General features: G+C 32.4%; 24 protein-coding genes. 10 read left to right on the top strand and 14 right to left on the bottom strand.

Going from position 1 to position 24,009, the window contains the following annotated elements:
• Positions 1–287: 287 nt before the first annotated feature.
• Complete coding sequence (ahr, locus tag CLV33_RS16615) at positions 288–1,292, top strand: NADPH-dependent aldehyde reductase Ahr (protein ID WP_042249067.1); 1,005 nt, start codon at positions 288–290, stop codon at positions 1,290–1,292.
• Between the two features lie 99 nt (positions 1,293–1,391).
• Positions 1,392–2,621, top strand: a complete 1,230-nt coding sequence (locus tag CLV33_RS16620; protein WP_105474823.1) for a class I SAM-dependent rRNA methyltransferase — start codon at positions 1,392–1,394, stop codon at positions 2,619–2,621.
• 6 nt (positions 2,622–2,627) lie between these two features.
• Here CLV33_RS16620 and CLV33_RS16625 read toward each other — a convergent pair whose 3' ends face one another.
• A complete protein-coding gene (locus CLV33_RS16625; protein ID WP_045371731.1) occupies positions 2,628–3,128 on the bottom strand; it encodes a hypothetical protein in 501 nt (166 codons plus the stop codon).
• A gap of 177 nt (positions 3,129–3,305) precedes the next feature.
• Between CLV33_RS16625 and CLV33_RS16630 the strand changes: the two genes are divergently transcribed.
• Positions 3,306–4,253: an NAD(P)H-dependent flavin oxidoreductase gene (locus tag CLV33_RS16630; protein WP_105474824.1), complete on the top strand. Its 948-nt coding sequence runs from the start codon at positions 3,306–3,308 to the stop codon at positions 4,251–4,253.
• Here the strand turns inward: CLV33_RS16630 and CLV33_RS16635 are convergent.
• The 6 genes from CLV33_RS16635 to CLV33_RS16660 all read right to left on the bottom strand — a co-directional run bounded on the left by CLV33_RS16635 (position 4,250) and on the right by CLV33_RS16660 (position 11,089).
• The gene (locus tag CLV33_RS16635; protein WP_105474825.1) at positions 4,250–5,917 is read right to left on the bottom strand and encodes a formate--tetrahydrofolate ligase; all 1,668 of its coding nucleotides are present in this window, start codon (positions 5,915–5,917) and stop codon (positions 4,250–4,252) included. The two genes, CLV33_RS16630 and CLV33_RS16635, sit on opposite strands and share 4 nt — an antisense overlap.
• 133 nt (positions 5,918–6,050) lie before the next feature.
• Positions 6,051–6,434 carry a hypothetical protein gene (locus CLV33_RS16640; protein ID WP_052415069.1) on the bottom strand — a complete coding sequence of 128 codons (384 nt, stop codon included), beginning with the start codon at positions 6,432–6,434 and terminating at the stop codon, positions 6,051–6,053.
• 377 nt (positions 6,435–6,811) lie between these two features.
• Complete coding sequence (locus CLV33_RS16645) at positions 6,812–7,828, bottom strand: COX15/CtaA family protein (protein WP_105474826.1); 1,017 nt, start codon at positions 7,826–7,828, stop codon at positions 6,812–6,814.
• Positions 7,829–7,937: 109 nt separating this feature from the next.
• On the bottom strand, positions 7,938–9,362 hold the full coding sequence (locus CLV33_RS16650) for a CCA tRNA nucleotidyltransferase (RefSeq protein WP_105474827.1): 1,425 nt from the start codon (positions 9,360–9,362) through the stop codon (positions 7,938–7,940).
• A gap of 55 nt (positions 9,363–9,417) precedes the next feature.
• A complete protein-coding gene (locus CLV33_RS16655) occupies positions 9,418–9,987 on the bottom strand; it encodes an L-threonylcarbamoyladenylate synthase (RefSeq protein WP_244906453.1) in 570 nt (189 codons plus the stop codon).
• Entirely contained in the window at positions 9,980–11,089 is a 1,110-nt protein-coding gene (locus CLV33_RS16660; protein ID WP_105474828.1) for a glycosyltransferase family 4 protein, read from the bottom strand. The genes CLV33_RS16655 and CLV33_RS16660 overlap by 8 nt, the downstream gene beginning before the upstream one ends.
• A gap of 132 nt (positions 11,090–11,221) precedes the next feature.
• Here CLV33_RS16660 and CLV33_RS16665 point away from each other — a divergent pair, with 132 nt between their 5' ends.
• Entirely contained in the window at positions 11,222–12,019 is a 798-nt protein-coding gene (locus CLV33_RS16665) for a lipopolysaccharide kinase InaA family protein (RefSeq protein WP_105474829.1), read from the top strand.
• A gap of 76 nt (positions 12,020–12,095) precedes the next feature.
• A complete protein-coding gene (locus tag CLV33_RS16670) occupies positions 12,096–13,037 on the top strand; it encodes a glycosyltransferase family 4 protein (RefSeq protein WP_170064035.1) in 942 nt (313 codons plus the stop codon).
• Here CLV33_RS16670 and CLV33_RS16675 read toward each other — a convergent pair.
• Positions 13,022–13,786: a glycosyltransferase family 2 protein gene (locus CLV33_RS16675; RefSeq protein ID WP_105474831.1), complete on the bottom strand. Its 765-nt coding sequence runs from the start codon at positions 13,784–13,786 to the stop codon at positions 13,022–13,024. The genes CLV33_RS16670 and CLV33_RS16675 overlap by 16 nt on opposite strands.
• Positions 13,787–13,829: 43 nt before the next feature.
• On the opposite strand from CLV33_RS16675, the gene CLV33_RS16680 reads away from it, so the two are divergent.
• Complete coding sequence (locus CLV33_RS16680; protein WP_105474832.1) at positions 13,830–14,657, top strand: glycosyltransferase family 2 protein; 828 nt, start codon at positions 13,830–13,832, stop codon at positions 14,655–14,657.
• A 57-nt stretch (positions 14,658–14,714) separates the two neighbouring features.
• Here the strand turns inward: CLV33_RS16680 and CLV33_RS16685 are convergent, their stop codons facing one another.
• Positions 14,715–15,782 (bottom strand): glycosyltransferase family 9 protein, encoded by a 1,068-nt coding sequence (locus CLV33_RS16685; RefSeq protein WP_105474833.1) that lies wholly within the window; start codon positions 15,780–15,782, stop codon positions 14,715–14,717.
• An 85-nt stretch (positions 15,783–15,867) separates the two neighbouring features.
• Complete coding sequence (locus CLV33_RS16690; RefSeq protein ID WP_045371725.1) at positions 15,868–16,683, bottom strand: 2,3,4,5-tetrahydropyridine-2,6-dicarboxylate N-succinyltransferase; 816 nt, start codon at positions 16,681–16,683, stop codon at positions 15,868–15,870.
• A 207-nt stretch (positions 16,684–16,890) separates the two neighbouring features.
• On the opposite strand from CLV33_RS16690, the gene CLV33_RS16695 reads away from it, so the two are divergent.
• From CLV33_RS16695 to CLV33_RS16710, 4 genes are all read left to right on the top strand, one after another.
• Positions 16,891–17,274, top strand: a complete 384-nt coding sequence (locus tag CLV33_RS16695; RefSeq protein ID WP_170064036.1) for a hypothetical protein — start codon at positions 16,891–16,893, stop codon at positions 17,272–17,274.
• Positions 17,275–17,383: 109 nt separating this feature from the next.
• A complete protein-coding gene (ruvX, locus tag CLV33_RS16700) occupies positions 17,384–17,794 on the top strand; it encodes a Holliday junction resolvase RuvX (RefSeq protein ID WP_042249064.1) in 411 nt (136 codons plus the stop codon).
• 70 nt (positions 17,795–17,864) lie between these two features.
• Positions 17,865–18,455 (top strand): peptide deformylase, encoded by a 591-nt coding sequence (gene def / locus CLV33_RS16705; RefSeq protein WP_042244663.1) that lies wholly within the window; start codon positions 17,865–17,867, stop codon positions 18,453–18,455.
• Between the two features lie 56 nt (positions 18,456–18,511).
• Positions 18,512–18,940, top strand: coding sequence for a DUF5606 family protein (locus CLV33_RS16710; RefSeq protein ID WP_105474835.1), 429 nt, complete (start codon positions 18,512–18,514; stop codon positions 18,938–18,940).
• A 289-nt stretch (positions 18,941–19,229) separates the two neighbouring features.
• On the opposite strand, the gene CLV33_RS16715 is transcribed toward CLV33_RS16710, so the two are convergent.
• From CLV33_RS16715 to CLV33_RS16730, 4 genes are all read right to left on the bottom strand, one after another.
• On the bottom strand, positions 19,230–21,200 hold the full coding sequence (locus CLV33_RS16715; protein ID WP_105474836.1) for a DUF349 domain-containing protein: 1,971 nt from the start codon (positions 21,198–21,200) through the stop codon (positions 19,230–19,232).
• Positions 21,201–21,296: 96 nt separating this feature from the next.
• Positions 21,297–22,040 carry a shikimate dehydrogenase family protein gene (locus CLV33_RS16720; protein WP_105474857.1) on the bottom strand — a complete coding sequence of 248 codons (744 nt, stop codon included), beginning with the start codon at positions 22,038–22,040 and terminating at the stop codon, positions 21,297–21,299.
• Positions 22,033–23,049, bottom strand: a complete 1,017-nt coding sequence (locus CLV33_RS16725) for a DUF368 domain-containing protein (RefSeq protein WP_105474837.1) — start codon at positions 23,047–23,049, stop codon at positions 22,033–22,035. Before CLV33_RS16725 ends, CLV33_RS16720 begins: the two co-directional genes overlap by 8 nt.
• Positions 23,049–23,969, bottom strand: a complete 921-nt coding sequence (locus CLV33_RS16730) for a DUF368 domain-containing protein (protein WP_105474838.1) — start codon at positions 23,967–23,969, stop codon at positions 23,049–23,051. Before CLV33_RS16730 ends, CLV33_RS16725 begins: the two co-directional genes overlap by 1 nt.
• Between the last annotated feature and the right edge of the window lie 40 nt (positions 23,970–24,009).

Below are 24,009 nucleotides of genomic sequence, written 5' to 3' on the forward strand. Positions count from 1 at the left end.
GTTGAAATAGGGCTAATTGCAATGGCCCACAACCTTAAAAAGTATAGTTTGGCAATATAAAATCACTTTTGCTTTTTTATATTGAGCGTTTTGTAACAAAAATTAAACGTCAAAAAAAACAAACTGAAAAATAACCAAAAAGAAAATCGCCTAAAAATTACTTTTTAGACGACCTCTTTGTTTTAATAAGTAGCAACACAAACTTTTCCTTATTTTTTTGATTTCAGAATCAATAAGTTCAATATCTTATTCGTATATTCAATGCACAACCAAAAAAATGGATAACTATGAAAGTAAAGGCATATGCGGCTAATGAAGCCGGGGCAAAATTAGAGCAGTACGACTATGAACTTGGAGAAATTGGTAAGGAACAGGTAGACATAAAAGTGCATTACTGTGGTTTGTGCCATAGCGATTTGAGTATGATTAATAACGATTGGGGAATGTCTCAGTACCCTCTAGTTCCTGGCCACGAAATAGTAGGCGAGGTTCTAGATGTAGGAAGCGAAGTAAAAGGCCTTAAGAAGGGTGATAAAGTAGGTATGGGCTGGTTTAGTGCGTCTTGTATGCATTGTAATCAATGTATGGGCGGAAAGCAACATCTTTGTAGTGAAGCCGAAGGCACTATAGTAGGACGTCATGGCGGATTTGCAGACAAGGTTCGCGGACATTGGTCGTGGACAACGTTGCTACCCGAAGGAATTGATATGGCTAAAGCTGGACCATTATTTTGTGGAGGAATTACCGTATTTAGTCCAATAGTTATTTCAGGCGTTCAGCCAACAGATAAAGTTGGTATTATTGGTATTGGTGGACTTGGACATTTAGCTCTAAAGTTTTTAAGAGCTTGGGGCTGCGAAGTCACAGCATTTACATCTAGTAAAGATAAGACCCAAAAACTAAAGGAAATGGGTGCCCATAATGTTGTGGACTCTACCGATAAAGATGAATTAGATAAAATAACAGGAACTCTCGATTTTATTTTAAATACCACCAATGTGAAACTTAATTGGGATGCATTTCTTGCTACACTATCACCACAAGGAAAATTACATACAGTTGGAGCTGTTTTAGAACCCATGGAAATACCAGCGTTTAGTTTAATTTCAGGTGAAAAGTCAGTAGGCGGAAGTCCGTTGGGAAGTATTGCGTTAACTCGTAAAATGTTGGAGTTTTGTGTACGTCATGATATTTATCCAACGGTGGAAGAATTTAAGATGGAAGATGTAAACAAAGCTATTGAACATTTACACGATGGAAAAGCTAGATTTAGAGTTGTATTAAAAGCATAAATTATATAATAGGCTAAGCTAAAACGTAACCTTTTACAGATGGTTGCGTTTTTTTATGCGCAACAAAACCAATATTTTTGATCCTCTGAAAATAAGTAAATGCAATTTTCTAAAAACATAAAATATACTAGTATTCCTAACCGGATAGCAGTAAAACTTAATGCTAAAGGCGAACAATTTGTCTTAAAAGGCCACCCTTGGGTATTTTCAAATAGCATTACTAAGATTAATACCGATGCCAAAACTGGGGATTTAGCCATAATTTTCAGCAAGAATAAAAACCGAGTTATTGGTTTAGGGTTGTATGATGCAAATTCTCCTATACGAATTAAAATGTTGCATTCAGGAATTGAAAAAGTAGAAATCAATTCAGAATTCTTTCAAAATAACATAAAAGAAGCATTCAAAAAACGACAAACCTTATTAAAAACCAATACCAATAGTTACCGCCTTATATTTGGAGAGAACGATGGTTTTCCTGGATTAATTGCCGATGTATATGCTTCGGTTTTAGTGGTTAAAATTTATTCTGAAATATGGTTGCCTTATCTAGAACCTATTTTAGAAAGTTTGCAACATACCTCAAATGCTAAAACAGTAGTTATTAGATTAAGTAGAGGTTTGGAAAACTCTAAATCACATCAACTAAAAAATGGAGAAGTAGTTTATGGTACTTTAGAAAACGAAGTTGTAGCGTTTGTAGAACATGGTGTAAATTTTTCAGCCAATGTAATAAAAGGGCATAAAACGGGGTATTTTTTAGATCATCGCGCCAATAGAAAGCAGGTAGGCGAATGGAGTAAAGGAAAAACGGTATTGGATGTATTTTCTTATGCTGGTGGATTTTCAGTGCACGCTTTAGCCAATGGCGCTAAAGAAGTAACGAGTTTAGATATTAGTAAACAAGCTTTAGAAATAGCGGTGCAAAATGGGAGGTTAAATTCCTATTCAGGAACTCATAAAACTATTGCTGGTGATGCTTTTAAAGAATTAAAAAAACTAATTAATACTAAAGTAACTTTTGATGTAGTTGTTATAGATCCACCAAGTTTTGCAAAACAAGCCTCAGAAATTGAATTGGCTAAAAAGAAATATGCACAACTTGCTAAGTTAGGAGAACAACTTACCGCTAAAAACGGCTTGTTGGTACTAGCATCGTGCTCATCTAGAGTAGTTTCACAGACGTTTTTTGATATTAATAATGAAGTTTTATCGTCAAAAAATAGACCATACACCTTAAAACTAAAAACCCAACACGATGTAGATCATCCTATTGGGTTTCCAGAAGGGGCTTATTTAAAAAGTGGGTACTATCGTTTTTTAGATTAGTTGGGCTTAAATAAACACGCCTTGTTTGTCGGTTTTTACAGTAATTACTGAATCTTTATTTTTAATTTTAACGCGATACTCCTGTTTTAAAGCTTCTTTATTGCAATGGTATTTAACCACATACACATCTTCTACAATATTACAATCTGGATATTTGTCTACAATTGCTTTTATTACTGCTTTTGGTAACCTTATATTGTTATATTTTTCAAAAGTTTCAACAATTTTACCGTCTTTATTAAAAGAAGCAATTATTTTACCTTCTGGGATTTTAAAAGTTACGTTGTAGATGTCTTTTTTAGAATCATAAAGGTCTGATAATTCAGAAGGATTATATTCTAATAACGCTTCTTCTAGTTTTTTTACGTAATTACAAGAATTTTCAGAGTCTACTGTATTAAAGTAATCTGAATTTACTGAAATAACGGTTTCTGGTAGTTCTACTGTTTGCGAATACATAAATGTAAAACAGATAAAAGTACATAAGCTAAAGATTAATTTTTTCATGATGGATGTATTTACAGGTATTGTTTTTCAAAATTAACTATGCATGCATAATAAAAAAATGATAAAAGTCATGTTATCAGTTATTTAGCTTAATTTAATTAGTGTTGTTTTGTAACTTATTGATTATCAAATACTATGCATGCATAATATTTTACTATATTTGATAAAATATTTTTGATGGCTACAAAATTAACAGAGTTACTACAGATTAAGCATCCCATTATTCAAGCACCAATGTTTTTAGTATCAAATGTTGCTATGGTGCAAGAAGCTATGAAAGGAGGAATTGCAGGATGTATACCTGCATTAAATTATAGAACTTTAGATGAGTTAAGAGATGCTTTAAAACTATTAAAGCGTACTAAGGTTAATGGTGGGGCGTTTGGTTTTAATTTAATTGTAAATAAATCTAACGTTAAATATAAAGAACAATTAAAAGTTATTTGTGAAGAAGGTTGCGATTTTATAATTACATCTCTTGGAAGTCCCGAAGAAACTATAAACCAAGCGCACAGAGTGGGCATTAAGGTGTTTTGTGATGTTACCGATTTAAATTTTGCAAAAAAAGTAGAGGGCTTAGGTGCAGATGCAATTATTGCTGTAAATAACGAAGCTGGTGGCCACCGAGGAAATATTTCTCCTAAAGAGTTAATAGAAACAATAAGTAAAAATTGTGAAATTCCGGTTATTTCAGCAGGAGGGGTAGGGTGTAAGGCAGATATTGACAAAATGCTTGGTTACGGAGCAGCAGGTGTATCGGTTGGAAGTCCGTTTATAGCATCAGAAGAGGCTAATGTTACCAACGAATATAAGCAAGCGTGCGTAGATTATGGGGCTGAGGATATTGTAATAACCGAACGTATTTCGGGAACTCCCTGTACTGTAATAAACACGCCCTATGTTCAGAAAATAGGTACTAAATCTACTTGGATAGAAAACCTGCTCAATAAGAATAAAAAGCTTAAAAAGTGGGTGAAAATGATTCGTTTTTCTATTGGGATGAATACCACTAAAAATGCTGCCACCAAAGCAACTTACAAAACGGTATGGGTAGCAGGCCCAAGTATAGAACATACCAACGCCATTTTGCCTGTTAAAGAGATTATTAAAAAATTGGTAAACTAAAACAACCCAATAATTTCCCCATCTTCATTAATATCCATACCTTCTGAAGCAGGATGCGTTGGTAGCCCTGGCATACGCATGATATCTCCAGTAATAGGAATTAAAAATCCTGCGCCTGCGGCAATTTCTATTTCTCTTACGGTAATTATAAAATCTTTTGGGCGTCCCAAAAGTTTGGGGTTATCTGACAAGGATTTTTGTGTTTTTGCAATACATACAGGAAGGTGGTCTAAACCTAAATTCGTTATTTTTCTTAAATCTGCCTTGGCCTTAGAGTTATAGTCTACATGTTCGGCGCCGTAAATTTCGGTAGCAATAGTTGCTATTTTATCGGTTATGGAGGCTTCCCATTGGTATAGCGGTTTAAAGTTCGATGTATTATTTTCTACCATTTCAACTACTTGTTTTGCCAAATCTAAAGCACCTTCGCCACCTTTTCCCCAAACATCAGCTAAAGCAACTTTTATGCCTTTTGATGCTGCAAAATCCATAATTACTTTAATTTCTGCATCAGTATCTGTTGCAAACTTATTTATAGCAATTATAGGAGCAACATTAAATTTTTCAATATTTTCTAAGTGTTTTTCTAGATTAGGAATTCCTTTTTCTAGCGCATCTAAATTTGGTACTGTTAAAGCTTTTAAGTCTGCTCCTCCATGGTATTTTAATGCACGAATAGTTGTGGTTAAAACCACGGCTTTAGGTTTTAAACCAGCACTTTGGCATTTAATATCAAAGAATTTTTCGGCACCTAAATCAAAACCAAAACCAGCTTCTGTAACGGTATAGTTAGAGTGCGTCATTCCCATTAAAGTAGCTATAACGCTATTAGTGCCTTGGGCTATGTTAGCAAAAGGACCACCATGAATAATTGCAGGGTTACCTTCAATTGTCTGTACTAGGTTAGGTTTAATGGCATCTTTTAAAAGCACGGTCATTGCTCCTTCAGCTTTTAAATCTTTAGCGTATATTGGTTTTTTGTCGTAAGTATACCCAATAAAAATATTGCCTAAGCGCATTTTTAAATCTGTTAAGTTTTCTGCTAAACATAAAATTGCCATTATTTCAGAGGCAGCAGTAATATCAAAACCTGTTTCTCGTGGCACACCAGAAGTTGTACCACCCAAACCAACAATTATGCGCCTTAGCGCCCTATCGTTCATATCAACAACCCGTTTCCAACCTATTGTTCTGGGATCTATATGCAATGAGTTTGTTTTGCTTTGAATATTATTATCTATAACTGCAGCTAGTAAATTATGCGCTTTTTCAATTGCTGAAAAATCTCCTGTAAAGTGTAAATTAATATCCTCCATAGGCAATACTTGCGAATAACCACCACCAGTAGCGCCACCCTTTATACCAAAAATAGGACCTAAGGAAGGTTCTCTTAACACCACCGTTGTTTTTTTCTGTAAACGATTTAGCCCTTCAGATAAGCCTATGGACATTGTTGTTTTTCCTTCGCCAGCAGGAGTAGGCGATATGGCCGAAACCAGTATTAAATTACTGTTTTGTGCTTTAGTTTTATCTATAAGGTGTAAAGGTAGTTTAGCTTTGTAATTGCCATACATTTCTATATGGTTTTGTTGAATTCCAAATATTTCGGCAATCTGTGAAATATGTTTAAGGGTAACGTTTTTGGCAACTTCTAAATCAGTCATAAATAATTTAAAAAAAAGATATTATATCCTTTAAATGTATGAAATTAAAAGGAATTTGCAGCAAAAACAAGATGAATTAGAATAGAAAAAGTCAATATGCGTTTAAAGTGAAATTTGGTGTTTTAAAGAGAAATCAATCTACTTTAATCATTTTAAATTTCATATTGTTAGGCTGGACTTCATTAGGCATTAAAATGCAAGAATAGCCATTATTTGAGGTATCAGTAATTATTACCTTAAATACTTTTCCAACAGCATTATTGTATACAGGTTGAGATACTTTAGTACAGGTAAGTGTAAACTCACAATTAGATATCCAATTTACATCATTGTGTATTACCAATCCAGTGGCAGTATTGGTTTCTATTTGTATAGAGTCTGTTCTGTTTATCTGCCAATCGGCATAAGAAGGATTTTCATATTTAAATTTCCCTGTTTTAAAATCTAAACATGTTTTGTCTTGGCCGTAAGTACTTGATGCACATATACAAAACAATAATATAAACAGTTTTCTCATTTATTTTGTGGGTTGGTTGACTCCTTATAAAGATACTAATTTTTTCTTAAGTAAGAAAGATAACACCCTTTTAAGAGTACTTGAAACACAAAAAAACTTACAAACAACCGATTAAATGATGGGAAAATTAATATTTTGCAATATGGTAAGATAGTGCGCAAATACTATTAACGTTTAAAAACCTTTTAGTTTTATCTATTTTAGGCAAGTTTTGTAGTGTTATTGCTTATGTTAATTTTTATTACTTTTTTTTAATCTACATAAGATATAGTTAGAATTTAGTTGAGCTAAAGGTGTAACTATTAATGTATTAAAAAAAGTTATTAATTCTCTTTTTTAGAGAGCACATCTACATCTTCAAGTAGTAAATAAGTGGTTTACTTGCTAAACCGATGCAGTGTAAATACCATAGCTAGTAGCAATATAAATGCACCAACTTGATGTGCTACACCTAACCAAACGGGTACTTGTAATAAAATAGTAAATACTCCCAGTATAAACTGAATACATACCATAATTAAAAGCCAAGTTATACCATTAACTTGATATTTGGTAAGTATTAATTGCTTACTTTTTCTCCAAATAACAATAATAATAAATACAACTACGTATGCTAGAATTCTGTGTACAAACTGCACACCACTTTTGCCTTCTATAAAATTTTTATAAAGTGGATTTTGCTCTATATATACGGTTTCGTGCATAAACTTACCCTCGCTCATCATGGGCCAATGGTTGTGTATCCATCCTGCATCTAAACCTGCAACAAATGCACCATAAATTATTTGAATAATTAATATAACCAACCCAAAACGCACTAAGTTTCTAAAGTTCTTGTTAATGTCTTTTTTCTTAGGAAATATTAAATCTAGAGCTACCCAAAACGTATATGCAAATGTTAAAAATGCAGTAGTTAAGTGAGCTGCTAACCTGTAATGGCTTACATCTGGCCTGTCTACCAAACCGCTCTTTACCATATACCAGCCTAAAAAACCTTGAAAACTCCCCATTAATAAAAGGATAATAGACTTCTTTATTGTTGGTTTTGTAAGTTGTTTAGTAACTAAAAAATATATAAAAGGTATAATAAAAACAATGCCAATAAAGCGCCCCAATACACGGTGCAGCCATTCCCAAAAATAGATGTCCTTAAAGTCTTCTAAATCAAAATGGTTATTTAGTTTTTGATATTCAGGATATTGCTTGTACAAATCAAAAGCCTCCTGCCATTCAACTTCGTTCATGGGGGGAATAGTTCCAGAGATTAGTTTGTAGTTTGAAATTGATAAACCAGAATGGGTTAATCTAGTAATACCGCCAACTACTACCATTATAAAAATGAGTGCACAGCCTGTAAGTAACCAATAAATAACGCGTTTATTATCTTTTTTCATAGCTCAACTTTTTTTAAAACAAATAGTTTTTGTACTTTTTTTACAGACAATTTTTTTAAAGATTTACAACTTTTTATTATCCTATTTAGGAACTCGTTTTAGCACTAATTTACTGTTCATTAGTTGTTTTAAGCCCTAATTCTTTTCCTTTATTCAGCATTAATTTATAAGCAGCTTCATGTTCATTTGGTATATCGCCTTCTAAAATGGCTTCTTTAATAGCTTCTTTTATAACACCAATTTCGCGTGAGGGTTTTAAATTGAAAGTTTCCATTATTTCTTCTCCTGTTACTGGAGGCTGAAAATTCCGTACATGGTCGCGCTCTTCAACTTCAACAATTTTTTCACGAACTATTTTAAAATTATTGTGGTACTTGTTAAATTTTTTAGGGTTTTTTGTGGTGATATCTGCTTCACAAAGCGTCATTAAATCATCTACGTAATCACCGGCATCAAACACCAAACGTCTTACTGCGGAGTCTGTAACTAAATCTTGAGCCAACACAATAGGACGAGAGCTCATAAGTACCATTTTTTGTACAAACTTCATTTTATCATTTAATGGCATTTTTAAACGCTTAAACAAACGAAAAACCATTTTAGAACCCTCAAACTCATGTCCATGAAACGTCCAACCTACTTTTTTGCTAAATCGTTTGGTTGGTGCTTTTCCTATATCGTGTAATAATGCAGCCCAACGCAGCCATAAGTTATTGGTGTTTTTTGCAATATTATCTACTACTTCTAGTGTGTGATAAAAATTATCCTTGTGGCGCTGTCCTTCAATTTCATCTATACCTTTAAGCGCTGTAAGTTCTGGTAAAATATATTTTAAAATACCTGTTTTTTCCAGAAGTAAAAATCCGATAGATGGTGTTTCGCTTTCTAATATTTTATGCAACTCAACTACAATACGTTCATTGGTAATAATTTTAATGCGTTCTGCATTTCTTGTAATTGCTTTTAAGCTTTCTTTTTCAATTTTGAAATTTAATTGTGTTGCGAACCTAATGGCGCGCATCATGCGTAAGGGGTCGTCACTGTAAGTAATATCTGGGTTTAGAGGTGTGCGTATTATTTTATTTTCTAAATCCTGCATGCCGTTAAACGGATCTAGTAATTCACCAAAATTAGCTTCTGATAAACTTAGAGCAAGGGCGTTTATAGTAAAATCGCGTCTGTTTTGGTCGTCTGTTAAAGAGCCATCTTCAACAATTGGGTTTCTACTGTTTTTAGCATAAGATTCCTTTCTAGCCCCAACAAACTCCACTTCAATATCTTTATAGCGTAACATAGCTGTACCGTATGTTTTAAATACTTGTACCTTTGGTACCGTAGGTAAATTTTCTGCAACCTTTTTTGCTAGTGCTATACCGCTACCAATGGCTACAACGTCTATATCTTTGGCGTCACCTTTTTTTAATAAAAAATCGCGCACATAACCTCCAATAACATAACTATCTAGGTTAAGTTGCTTTGCAGATTTAGAGATGACTTTAAATATATTGTTTTGTAGTGCTTTTTTATAGTTCATGAACAAAATTCAAATTTCAAAATCCAATAATGAATTTTGATAAAAATTGAGCTATTTATTTTCGTAAAACCTTCACAATACTGCTGTTGCTTATTTGAATAATTGAAGCAGAGGTAGTGCAAATTTTTTCCTTTTGCAAATTTACGACATACGCTACATCTTTTAAAATAGCGGGCACTATTTCTTTAAAGGATTTTGGAATAGTTTCTCCATCTACATGAGCAATTGAAGTAGCAATAGCGCCATTAAACCGTCTTAAGAGTTGATAACAAAATTCATCATCTGGAATTCTTATCGCTATGGTGTTGTCTTTAGGAATTAAATTTGATGCTATATTTTGTGGTGCATCATAAATAATAGTTGTTGGCGTATCTGCAACCTCAATAATGCTTTGGGCTGCGTAAGGTATTTGTTTCACATATCGGTATAACATCCTATCGTCTGTAACAAAACATGTTATGTTGCGTTGGCTATTACTTTTTTTTAAAGTAAATAATTTTTCTACTGCTGCGTTATTGTTAGCATCGCAACCTACACTCCAGTAGCTGTCTGTTGGAAATAGAATTAGTTCACCGGCCTTTAAGGCTTCAACAGCATTTTTTGTTTCTAAGTGTATGTTAGGCATGTTTTAAAATCGTTTTATAAACTTTAACGGTTTCCTGGGCCATATTTGCTGTTGTAAATTGTTCTAAAAGTTTATTGTAACTTTTAGAGGCGAATTGGGCTTTAAGTTCTTTTGAGTCTAGAAGTTTTTTAATGTGGTTGCTTAAGGATTGGTCATCATGCATTGGTGCCAGTAGTCCGTTTTCCTCATGAGAAATAAGTTCTGGAATACCTCCAACATCTGTACTCACAATTGGTGTTTTATGATACATAGATTCGTATATAAATTGTGGTAAACCTTCACTTTGTGAGGTCATTAAAGCAATATCAAACTGTGGGATAAAATTAGAGGCTTTAGGTGTATAGCCCATAAAAACAATATGTTCTTTTAGGTCTAAATTTTTAACCTGCTCTAAAAGCACTTCGGTGCGTTCGCTAAAGGTGCCAATTTGAACGAAGAAAACATCAGTTCGTTTTTCAATATTTATAAGCCTATGGGCAACGTTTATTAAAGTTTCTAGGTGTTTTGCCCTTATGTGGTTTCCAATATGGCCAATAATAGCTTTGTTTTTTGCGATATTATACTTTTCTCTAATTAAAAAAGGAGTTTTGGTACTTTTCGTTTTAAGGTTGGTGCCATGGTATATTGTAAGGAGCTTAGTTTTGTCTGCTATGGCTTTTTCGGCAACTTTTTGTGTTTCTTTAGAAACGCACAGTATTTTTTTAATTTTTGAATAATTGTATTTGTAAAGCGTTTTTTTGCGCTCTTTTATTGGGAAAGAGGTTTTCTTACTGTACACAAAAGATGGTAAATTATATATTTTATCTGCAATAATAGTAAGCTGTAATGCGCTTGGGTCGTGTATATGAATTATATCTACCTTTTGTTTTCTACAAATTTCTCCTATTTTAAATACGTACCTTAAATCTATTTTTATAGCTAATGAAGCACTTACAAACGTAATGTTTGTTTCAGATAGTCTTTTTTCAAAAGGGGAGTTCTTAACACATAAAACTGTATTTTTTATGCCAGGGTTAGAAGTAGATAATTCAGAGCACAGATTTTCTATATGGTATTCGCCACCACCCCAATTAGTTACTCCCGATACGTGTAAAACATGCATTAAATACCAAATTTGTACGCATCCAAAAGTACATCTTGCATATTGATTACACAAATTAGAATACGCTCCATTTTGCTCAAATTAATTTGGATATATTTGCAACGCATATTTGGCAATATTTAAAGCGTATAAATGAAAACAACCTTAGTTGTACATCCTGATTATAGAGATTTGGGCCATAAAATAAAAGATGCCATATCTAATTTTAACAGCTACACCAAAGTACTTGGTGCTGCAGAACGGAATGTAATTAAGAATGTAACAATTAATGGTAAGGTTTACACGGTTAAGTCTTTTAAAATTCCCAATATTATTAACCAAATTGTTTACAGGTTTTTTAGAAAATCTAAAGCAGAACGCTCTTATATTTATGCTAACAAATTATTAGGTTTGGGCATAAAAACACCAATACCAATTGCATACCAAAAACAAACTACTCCCTTAGCCTTTAAAAGAAGTTTTTATATTAGCGAATTTGTAGATTGCGATTTAACCTATAGAGCGCTAACTACAGATTTTAACATAAAAGATCATGAAATTATATTAAGGGCTTTTACGAGGTTTACTTATACACTTCATGAAAAAGGCGTTCATTTTCTAGACCATTCGCCAGGTAATACGTTAATTTCTAGAACTAAGCACGGTTATGATTTTTATTTAGTGGATTTAAACCGAATGGAATTTAAGACTTTGGATTTCGAGACTAGAATAAAAAACTTTTCAAAGTTAACCATTCATAAACCTATGATAAAGGTAATGAGTAACGAATATGCAAAATGTACGGGAGAAGATGAAACCAAGATTTTTAATGCGATGTGGGAATACACTAGAGCATTTCAGGAAAACTATTACCGTAAAATTAGAATAAAGAAACGTATTTTCTTTTGGAAGAAGAAGTATAAGGATAGAGTTTCTAAATCGCCAATTTAATAAAGGAGGCATTATAAGCATGGGAGAACAATTATATTTTACATTAGTTCATAAGTGGAAGTATTTGATAGCAATTATGAAATCCAAACTTCATGATTCCCCTAATGCCGTAAAAAAAATAGTATATGTTGCCAGAGAAAAAGATAAAGATTGGATTTTTGGCACAAAAGTTAAACGATTATCTAAATTTTCATCGTTAAAAGCTTCAACTCACCATCATGATAAACTTTGCGATTTACCTGAAGCAGATGGCTATTTTTTTATTTATCAAAATTATTTTTGCAGATGTATACGTAGTACACCAAGTATATTGAAGAAGAAAAACATTGTAATGTTTACCCATCCTAATTGGACAAAAAAATACTCTAAAACACATGTAGTTTGGTGTTTAAATAAAGCCGATACCGTAATTTGTTTAAATTCAAATATTAAAGACTATTTAATTTCTAGTGGAGTAAGACCAGAATTATTGAAAGTTCTACATATTGGTACTTCTCCTTCTGCATTTTATCCACATAAAAGAGGTAAAGGAGATGTAGGCTTTTGTTCTAATTATGGAGATAGAAAAAATCCTGATTTAGTGCTAGATATTATTAAAAACTTACCTGATAGAAGGTTTCATATTATTGGAAGAAATTGGGAAGAGTATGATAGATATGATGAATTGAAACGTTTACCAAACCTTGTATATCATAACGATGTGCCTTATGAATCTTACCCAGATTTGTATAATAAGGTAGATGTATTTGTGTCTCCCTCTGTTTTAGAAGGAGGCCCTGTGCCTATTCTAGAAGCTATGATGTCTAACTGCGTTATTGTAGCTTCTAAAACAGGATTCGCACCAGATTTAATAGCAGAGGGCAAAAATGGTTATTTGTTTGACGTTGATGCAACCTATAAAGACGTTGTACCTCTCATTGAAAAAGCTTTTGAAATAAAGGGAGATGTAAGGCAATATGTAATGCCCTATACTTGGGAAAACTGTTCTAAAACTATCGACAATTATTTTTTAAGCTGATGCTGTAACTCCCACAATTTAGTATATTTTAGGAAGGTAATATTGGCAGTTTGTACGCAAATTACAAATCCGTTAATACCGTCTAAAAACCCTAATCTTAAAATGTAAGATTTAAAAAATGCCCAAGAAGGATTGAACACTATTTTAAAGAACGATGCTGTTTTTCCTTTGTCAAAGTAGGCTTGGGCTGCAATGGTTGAAAAATATTCGGTTTTGTTGTTAAATTCAGAATAGCTCTGGTAAGTCCAGTGTAGAATATCGCCCTTTAAATGTCCTATTTTAGCTTTTTTATTATGCGGCATAACATTGTCGTGTGGGTTTATGCCTGTCCATTTCGCCTTTCTTCGGTCAAACACCCTAAGTTTTTTGTTAGGGTACCAATCAGAATATTTTATCCATTGACCACAAAAGTTGTTAAACCTGTTACAAAAATAACCATCAAAAGTCCAATTATTTTTCAGATTCAAAATAGAATCCTGTAAGGTTTCAGAAAGTGCTTCATCACCATCTAAGGACACTACGTAATTATATGTTGCTTGTGTTAAAGCAAAGTTTTTTTGTTCTATATATCCCATGAACTTTTGCTCTATGAATTTTACATTATATAGGTTACAAATTGCCTTTGTGCTATCTGTTGAAAAAGAATCTACTACAACTATTTCGTCCACAACATTCACAAGAGATTTTAAACATTTTTCAATATTTCTTTCTTCGTTATAGGTAATAATAACTCCAGATAGTTTAATCATAAATACGCTAATATTTTTAGTAAAAATAGTTATTTTTGATGCAATGAGCGCAATTGAAGTTTCGGTAATTATAAGTACTTACAACAAACCAGCATACTTAGAAAAAGTGTTGTGGAGCTACCAATTTCAAACATTTAAAAATTTTGAAGTTGTTATTGCAGATGATGGCTCTACCGATGATACCAAAATGCTAATAAAAAAAATTGCAAAGAAAGTTAATTATTCAATACAACATGTGTGGCAACCCGATGATGGTTTTCAAAAGACTAAAATTTTAAACAAGGCTACGGTTGCAGCTAAGGCGAAATACCTAATTTATACCGATGGCGATTGTGTTGCCAGAAACGATTTTATTAGTACTCATATTGCCTTACGCCATAATGGTATTGCTTTATCTGGTGGTTATTTTAAACTTACTGAAAGTGTTTCGAGAAAAATTACTTTAGATGTTATTGCGTCGCAAGTCTGTTTTTCGGCCCATTGGTTGCTTCAAAATGGGCAGCCCAAAAGCTTTAAAATGAGTAAATTAAGTACTTCGAAAATAAAAACCACAATATTAAATGTAATTACACCAACCAAAGCTACATTTGATGGCATGAATGTTTCGGCTTGGAAACAAGATATTTTAGCTGTAAATGGTTTTGATGAGCGTATGGAATATGGAGGAGAGGATAGGGAACTTGGCGAGCGTTTAATGAATTACGGTATAAAATTTAAGCAAATACGCTACAGTGCTGTTTGTTTACATTTATATCATGAGCGACCTTACAAAAGAAAGGACATTTTAACTAATAACAAGATTATTAGGGTTGCAACTAAAAAACAAAGATCTGTTTATACTGCTTATGGTATTGTTAAGACTAATAACTAATATTTGTATAATATCTGTTAAATTATGTGTAGTTAGTTGTTATATTTAGCCTCTACTTTAATTGTTGTTGGTTAGGCTTTTTAAAAAACCTACTAATTTGCCTAAAAACAATTCTGGTTTAAATTCGGAATAATGACTTTTAAATTTGTTTTTAATTTGTGCTCCATTCTTATTCTCTAAAAGTTGTGGCTTATAATCCTTTAAATGCACTGAAATATTGTGTTTTTCATCTTCAAAAATATTCCAAGTATCTTTATCAATCCATGGTGAAAATATAGCAAATGTTGGTATATCAATAGCTTTAGCCATATTTATGGCGCCACCTTCGTTTCCTATTATGGCGCTACAGTGGTAGGTAATAGCAATAAAATCCCTTAAACTATTTCCAAAAACACCCAATTGAATATGTTGTTGTGTTTTAGGTTTACAAAGGCCGTAAATGGTTTTTGCGTCTTCCTCTTGTTTTGGTATGTAATTAAACAAAACATTACCATCAGTTACTTTTACAATAGTATCAATAACTATTGCCATATAAGAAAAAGGATATGTTTTATTAGCTCCACTGCCCAAAACACTTATCATAAATAGCGGTTTTGACAAATCGACTTTAAAGTTTGAAAGAAATTGTTTTGCAGCTGTAATTTCTTTTGAAGACAGATAAATTTTTGGTTTAACATTAGGAATGCGCTCACATATAGGTTCTAAGAGTTGTAACCTGTTTTCAATAGCTAATCCTTGATTGTTTTTAGAGATTTTGTGTCGCTTTATAGGATGTGTATAAAACTGCTGCGTGTACCATTTAAAGTAGCCAATCTTTATTTTTGCTTTTGAAAATAAGGTGATAAAATTACTAGACCACTTCCCGTAAACATCAACCACAACATCATACTTTTCCTTTCTTATTTTTTTTAAAAAGTTATAAAAAAGTAAGACGCTTTTATCAACTTCTGGAGTTAAGAGCATTATTTTGTCAATATCAGGATGACCTTCAACAACGGGTAACGTATGCGAATTAATTAAATAATGAAGTTCAGCATCAGGATGGTTTTTCCGAAGTACAGAAAACAAAATGCTAGATGTTAATACATCGCCTATCATTTTCTGTTGTATTACTAAAATCTTCATATGTTTAAATTACAAATAAAAAATTCCAAATTCCAATTTAAGTATTTTGGAATTTGGAATTTAGTTTTTTTTTAGATATCTTGTTTTACACCGCTACATCATGCTCTCTAAGCGCTTCGTTAAGCGACGTTTTTTTGTTAGTGCTTTCTTTACGTTTTCCTATAATTAAAGCACAAGGTACATTATAACTTCCTGAAGGGAATGTTTTGGCGTAACTACCAGGAATAACTACAGATCTAGCGGGTACAATGCCCTTATACTCTTTAGGCTCGTCTCCGGTAACATCAATAATTTTAGTGCTCATGGTTAGCACAACGCCAGCGCCTAAAACAGCTTCGGTTTCTACTTTTACACCTTCTACAACAATACAACGCGACCCTATAAAGGCGTTATCTTCTATAATAACAGGTGCAGCCTGCAATGGTTCTAATACACCACCAATACCAACACCACCAGATAAATGTACATTTTTACCAATTTGCGCACAACTACCAACGGTAGCCCAAGTATCAACCATGGTGCCTTCGTCTACATAAGCACCAATATTTACATAACTAGGCATTAAAATGGTACCAGATGAAATATAAGCACCATGTCTAGCTACAGCATTTGGTACTACACGAATACCTCTCTCTGCAAAGTTGCGTTTCAAAGGAATTTTATCATGATATTCAAAAATACCAGCTTCTAAAGTTTCCATTTTTTGAATAGGGAAGTACAATACAACAGCTTTCTTTACCCATTCGTTTACTTGCCACCCCTCGGTAATAGGCTCTGCAACACGTAATTCGCCTTTGTCTAAAAGGTCTACCACTTGTCTTATGGCATCAGTTGTTTTTGTTTCTTTTAAAAGCTCTCGGTTATCCCAAGCACTTTCTATAATTTGTTGTAATTCTGTCATTGGTATTAATATTTTGGGCAAATATACTATCTACAGCCTAAAATGGTAGTGTTTTTTATCTTTAATTATTTTGAAAAATAGTATTGAATTACTAAGGATTATTTAAGAATTAACAGCGTGATTTCCCTTTGAATAAATAATAAAATTAGATGAACTGCATTTTGTGTGTTTTTCGTCGTTAAAATTTAGCATTTCCACTATTCATCGGTGAAAACTTTCAGGTTTTCTAATAATCGAAAATTCAATGGTATACAACTAATTTATTGCGTTTTAGCTACAACATGGATATATATTTGGACTATTGAATTAAACGAAGTATCCCAAATCATGAAAACAAATTTTTACATCTTATTTATCTTATTACTTTCTTTCTCTGCAATAGGAGCTCAAAATGAAGTTAAGACTAATAACGTAGAAACTAACGTTACTGTTTTTGAAGCTAATGAAGCTACAGTAATTATAGACACTGTAAAAATTAAAGAAGCTATTGCAAAAAGTAGTAGCGATATTAGAATTTTCTTAAATAGAGAAAGAAAAGTAGATAACATCAAATTAGTATTTCCTAAAATTAATAAAAGAAAGTTATCTTAAAAGCACGATTACGTATTCAAATTTAATAATAAGGTTAAACACAAGAAAGACTGTCTAAAAAAGACAGTCTTTTTTAATTTAAAGAATTACTTTTGCGGAAAAGCAAAGCATGGGTAGGATTTTAGCAATAGATTATGGAAAAGTAAGAACCGGAATAGCTGTAACAGATGAGCTACAAATAATAGCTTCTGGGTTAACTACTGTTGCTACAAAAGAACTAGTCGCTTTTTTAAAAGATTATCTAGAAAAAGAAAAAGTAATGCTATTTTTAGTAGGAGAGCCAAAGCAAATGGATAATACGCCATCTGAGAGTGAAGCCTTAATTGCACCTTTTTTAAAACAACTTTCGGCAGTATTTCCTAATATTCCAATACAAAGGGTAGATGAGCGTTTTACATCAAAAATGGCTTTTCAAACCATGATTGATAGCGGGCTAAAGAAACAACAACGTAAAAACAAAGCTTTGGTAGATGAGATAAGCGCCACATTAATTCTTCAAAGTTATTTATATTCTAAATAGATTTTTTTCTCAAACTACTATTTTACCATAGAAGAGTCGTATTTTTGCAAAAATAATTTAATCCTAATCTATGATTTTACCAATTGTAGCCTATGGCGACCCTGTTCTAAAAAAGGAAGGAACGGAAATATCTAAAGACTACCCTAATTTAAACGAACTAATAGAAAACATGTTCGAAACCATGTATAATGCTATGGGAGTAGGTTTGGCTGCACCGCAAATAGGTCTGCCAATTCGCTTGTTCTTAGTAGATACGTCACCTTTTGCCGAAGACGAAGACCTAGCAGATGGAGAAGGGGACGCTTTAAAAGATTTTAAACGGGTATTTATAAATGCCACTATTTTAGAAGAAGAAGGCGATGAATGGGCATTTAACGAAGGCTGTTTAAGCATACCAGATGTTAGGGAAGATGTGTTTAGGCAACCAAAAATTACCATTGAATATTTTGATGAGAATTTTAAAAAACATACGGAGTCTTACAGTGGATTAATTGCGCGGGTAATTCAGCATGAATACGATCATATAGAAGGTGTTTTGTTTACTGATAAATTGTCGAGCTTTAAAAAACGATTGATAAAAGGAAAGCTTTTAAACATATCTAAAGGGAAGATTAATGTAGATTACAAAATGCGTTTTCCTAACCAAAAAAAGAAGCGATAATTTTTGCTATACATTTTAAAAATATGATATTTGCGCCTCTCTAAAAAAAATTATTTATGGGCTTAGAAAAAGTTTTAGCCATTTCTGGAAAACCAGGACTTTATAAATTAGTAACACAAACCCGTGGCGGTTTTGTAGCAGAATCTTTAATGGATGGTAAACGCTTATCTATTAGCTTACAAAATAATGTTAGCGTGTTAAGCGAAATAGCTATTTATACATTAACAGAAGAAGTGCCTTTATATAAGGTACTCGCAAAAATTAAAGAGAAAGAAAATAGCCAGCCCTCTAGTGTTGGCCCTAAAGATGGCAAAGACAAACTTGAGGAGTATTTCTTTGATGTTTTGCCAGATTATGATGAAGATAGGGTATATGCCAGCGATATAAAAAAGGTATTGCAATGGTATAATCTTCTGCAAAAACACGATATGCTAGATTTACTTGATGAGGAAGATAAAGCACCAGCAAGTGAAGAAGAAGAATAAAACAAAAACCTCCTAATTTGGAGGTTTTTTTTATTGGTTTGCTTAAGTGTTTATTTTCACAATATCACAAATAGAACAATTGGGAGTTTTGCTGCCCTAACCCCAATAACATTGAAACATATTTCAAGAAAGCTTATTAAACCATATAAAGTCTACTGTTATGTTTATTAACATAATTTTGTTGATTCGAGTAAATTTTACAATTAAAATGAGTAAAAATTAATATCGAGAACTTACATAGTAAAATTATTTTAATTCAAAATGTAAAACGGCTCAACGTTACATTGTGTTAATACAACTCTTTAATTTTACTAAGTTTGGTTTTCCAAAGCTTTAGTTCTTTTTTGTGTTTGTCTATATTGTCGTTAACCTCCTTAACTAAAGGATTATCATCATCAACGTTTGTAAAAAACTGTAAATTATTTTCTAATTGATTGATTTGACTCTTAACTTCATCAATTTTCTTTCTAATAAATGAGCGTTCGTTATCTAAACTACGGTTGTTGTCATCGTTACTGTTCAATGTTTCAAGTTTTGTTTCAAACTTTATCATTTCAGCTTCATTTTTATCAATTTTAAGTTTAGAAAATAAAGCATCTACAGTTTTATTAAATTTACCTTCAATAAAACGTTTGTCGTTAGGTACTCTTCCTAGGTTTTTCCAAGTGTTTACATGAGCTTTTATTTTTTCTAGATCTTTGTTCTTGTCATCAGAAAACTCTATGTTTTTTAGCGTATCTAAAAGCTCCTGCTTCTTTTTAAAAGCCTCAATAAACTCTTTATTGGCTTCGTTGCGTTTGGCATGTAATCTATCAAAATAAAAATTACAGGCCGTTTTAAATTGTTTCCAAATTTTATCGCTGTCTTTTCTTGGAACATGACCGATTTTTTTCCAATCACTTTGAATTTTTTTCATCAAAGGGGTAGTGGCATCAAAATCTTCACTGTCTTTATTGTCCTCCGCAATTTTTACAAGCTCTCTTTTTTTCTGAAGATTATCGTATTGTTCTTTTTTAAGTTCTTTATAGAATGCATTTTTCTTTCTGTTAAAGTTTCTAACAGCCTCCTTAAATTTAGCCCATGTCGCTTCGTTTACTTTAATAGGAACTTTACCTGCATTAAAAAAGTTTTCGCGTAAAGCTTCAATCTCTTTTATTTTTTTTTGCCACAAGCCATGAGAGTTTGTTTTTTCTGATGCTATGGCCTCAATAGTTGCAATTATTTCCTCTTTTTTCTCTAAGTTTTTCTCGTAAATTTTATCAATTTCCTTGAAGTAGAGTTGTTTTTTCTCGTTTATTGCTTTTGTTGCTGCTTTAAAGCGTTCCCAAATTGCTTCACGATGTTCTTTGTCTACCGGTCCTAGTTCTTCCTTCCACATTTTGTGCAACTCCTGTAACTCTCTAAATGCACGCATAGCATCGTCATCTTTTGCTAATTCTTCGGCACGCTCAATTATCATGAGCTTTTTTTCTAGATTGTGTTTAAAGTCTAGATCGCGCAAATCTCTATTTAAATGTAAAAAGTCGTAAAATATTTCTACATGATGATGATAACTGTTCCATGCATTATTGTACTTGTCTCTTGGAATGGGGCCAGTGTTTCTCCAGCGTTCCTGGAGTTCCTTAAAATGCTTGTAAGTAGTATTTATATTTTCTTCTACATTAATTAAGCCTTTTAGCTCCTCTATAATCTCTAGCTTTTTTTGAAGGTTAGATTTTAGGTTTTGCTCAATATTTTTGTAGTGTTCGTTTAGTTTGCTGCGGTATTCTTTGTAGGCCGTTTTAAATCTTTTTTGGACTGGGCTAGAATAATAGAAATCTATTTCATTACCGCCATCGTTAATAAAATCTGCTTTTTTTTCATCGACCAATGCGTGGAACTTTGAGTTAAACTCACTTTTTATAGCATCTACATGACTTCTAATGGCTTGTACTTTTTCACTTTTTAAAAGTTTTTCAAGCTCAATAGCAAGTGCCTCTAAAGACATTTTATCGTATTCCTTAAACGCTATGGTATGGCGTTCTTTATTGCCCTCGTCTTCGGCATCTTCTGCATTAGATTCTTCTATTTCGTTAATACCGTCGTCCTCTTGGGTTTCAGAAACTTTTTTTTCTGTTGTATCACGCTCTTCTTCTGGTGCATTATTATGAGTGCTATCGTCTTGTGGTACAGTATTTTCTATAGGCGTGTTCTTGGTTTCAGAAACTTCTATCTTTTCGTTTTTTCCATCTGCGTGTTGCAGGTTATCTGGCTCAGACATTTTAGTAAATGTTTAGGGTTCGTATTGTTTTTGTTTAAAGATACTAACAACTAAAGTATTTACAAAAAAGGAAAGGTATTTTAATGTTTAAATTGATTATTTTGAAAGATTCCATATGGCCCAAGCCTTTTCTGCTTGTAGCTTAAGCATATGTAGCCCATTAATTGTAGTTGCGCCTTTCTGCTTCCCTAAATTTAAAAATTTTGTTTCTTCAGGATTGTAAATTAAATCGAAAAGAATGTGTTTTTTGGTAATACCACCATATGGAATATTGGGGCATTCTTCAATATTTGGATAAGTGCCCAAAGGCGAACAGTTTACTATAATTTGGTATTTAGAAATAATGGTTTCGTTTAAATCCTTATAAGTATATTTAACTTTGTTAGAAGCAGTTCTGGACACGTAATGACAGGTAATGCCCTTTTCTTTTAACGTATACATAACAGCTTTACTAGCACCGCCTGTACCAAGAATTAATGCTTTTTTGTGATGTTTTTTTAAGAATGGTTTTAATGAATTTATAAAGCCATAACAATCGGTATTGTACCCTACAAGTTTACCTTTTTTTGTAACTTTAATGGTATTAACTGCTCCTATGGCTTTTGCCTTTTTGTTTATTTTATCTAAAAAGGGCATAACTTCTTCTTTATAAGGAATTGTAACGTTTAACCCTTTTAAACCATTAGTGTTTTTAACAATTTCTGGGAATAGGGAAATGTCTTCAATATCAAAATTTTCGTAGGTAATACCTGTTATATTTTCCTTTTCAAACTTATTTTTAAAATAATTTCTAGAGAATGAATAAGATATGTTTTTACCTAAAAGTCCTAATTTAAGCATGTCTTTTTTGTTTTTGACCATAAATTTCTAGTCCTATAACTATAGCTAGCCCTAAAATTATAAAGCCAATAGCATAGTAGGTTTCTGTTGATAATTCTGGGATATAACGTTTATAGTTTTCAATAATTTTTTCACCTCTAGAATCTAGCATAAACTCGCCATTATTCAAATGCTTGTAAATTGTTTTTTTCCAAGGCCATACTACACCTAACGATCCAATTATAAATCCTATTATAGAAGCGGTTGTAATGCTTTTATAGTGTTTTAATATATAGCTTAATACATGCGAAAATGTTACAAGTCCAGTAACTGAGCCTAACGTAAATACGGCTAAGACTTGCAGCATTCTTAAACGTGTTTCGTTGTAAATAAAATTAAAATTTCCGCTAAAAACATCAGATATTGTATCGTAAAGTGCATTTACGGAATCTACTAGTAATAGCACATAATTACCTAGTAGAATTAAAATAAATGATCCTGAAAAGCCAGGTAATGTCATTCCAGAAACGCTAATAATACCACAAAAAAATACAAATAATAAATTATCATTTTCTTTTGCTGGACTTAAAAAGCTAATGCCTAAACCAAGGCAAATACCTAGAATTAAAGATAAAATGGTGTTTCTATTCCAATCGTTGAAATCTTTGTTAATGTAGTAAATAGAGCCAATAATCATTCCAAAAAACACACTCCACACGTACAATTCATAGTGAAGAATAAGGTAGTCTAAAATTTTAGAAATGCTAAAATAACTAATTATCATTCCTGAGAACAAAAGTCCTAAAAACCTACCGTTTATGTAATTGTAAAAGCTTTTAAACCTCCCGTTTATAAGGAGTTTAAATGCTTTTCCGTTTACTTTTTTTAGGGAATAAATAAATTCCTCATAGAAGCCTGCCACAAAAGCTACTACACCACCAGAAACACCAGGCACTTTATTGGCGGCACCCATACCTAACCCTTTTAGTACTAAAAAAATTTTATCGCTAAAGCTTCTGGTACTTTCCATTATTGTTTTTTAGAGCCTAATCTTTCTAGAATAAAAATAGTTAAAAAACCTAAAACCATTAATAAAATAGCTGTTGTAAGTTGGCTGTCGCCATTAAAATAAAAAGGCGATACGCTTTTTTGTAAAAGTGGTGTTTCTATACCTTTAGAATTTTTATACCAAGATATAGTTTCTTTCCAAGGCCATACTTTATTTAAAGATCCAAAAATAAATCCTGTTAATAAAGCTAGTGTTATATTATGATAGTGCTTAAACAGCCATTTTAAAACATGGCTAAAGCTTAACAAACCAAATACAGCACCACAGGCGAATAACACTATTTTTTTTAGATCTATATCGTGAATAGCATCACTTAAGGTTTTATAAGCACCAAGAATTATTAATATAAAAGAACCAGAAATACCAGGAAGTATCATAGCGCAAATTGCTATGGCACCAGCAATAAATAAGAAATAAGGACTTTCGCTATTTTCCATTGATGGTAGCGTAGAAATATAATATGCAATTACAGTACCTGCTGCTAAGGCTATAATTGTGCTTAAACTCCATTTAGTAATTTGTTTGCCTACAAAATATATACTGGCAATGATTAGCCCAAAGAAAAAAGACCAAATAAGTACAGGGTGATACTCTAACAAGTATTTAGCTAATTTCATAAAAGACACAAAACTTATTACTATACCAGCTAATAGTGCAACAATAAAATTGCCATTTAAATCTTTCCAAAATTGTTTAACACCATTTTTAAATAACGTTTTAAAAAGAGATAAATTAATATTACTTATCGTAGAAATTAATTCTTCGTAAATACCAGAAATAAATGCTATGGTTCCTCCTGAAACGCCAGGAACAGCGTCTGCAGCCCCCATGGCTACACCTTTTAAGGAAATAATTAAATAATCGATTAATCGTCTTTGCATGCCGTGATTTTAGAAACATCAAAGGTAGATAATTTGAAGT

It is taken from the genome of Jejuia pallidilutea (assembly GCF_002973595.1).
GTDB classification, from domain to species: Bacteria; Bacteroidota; Bacteroidia; order Flavobacteriales; family Flavobacteriaceae; genus Jejuia; species Jejuia pallidilutea.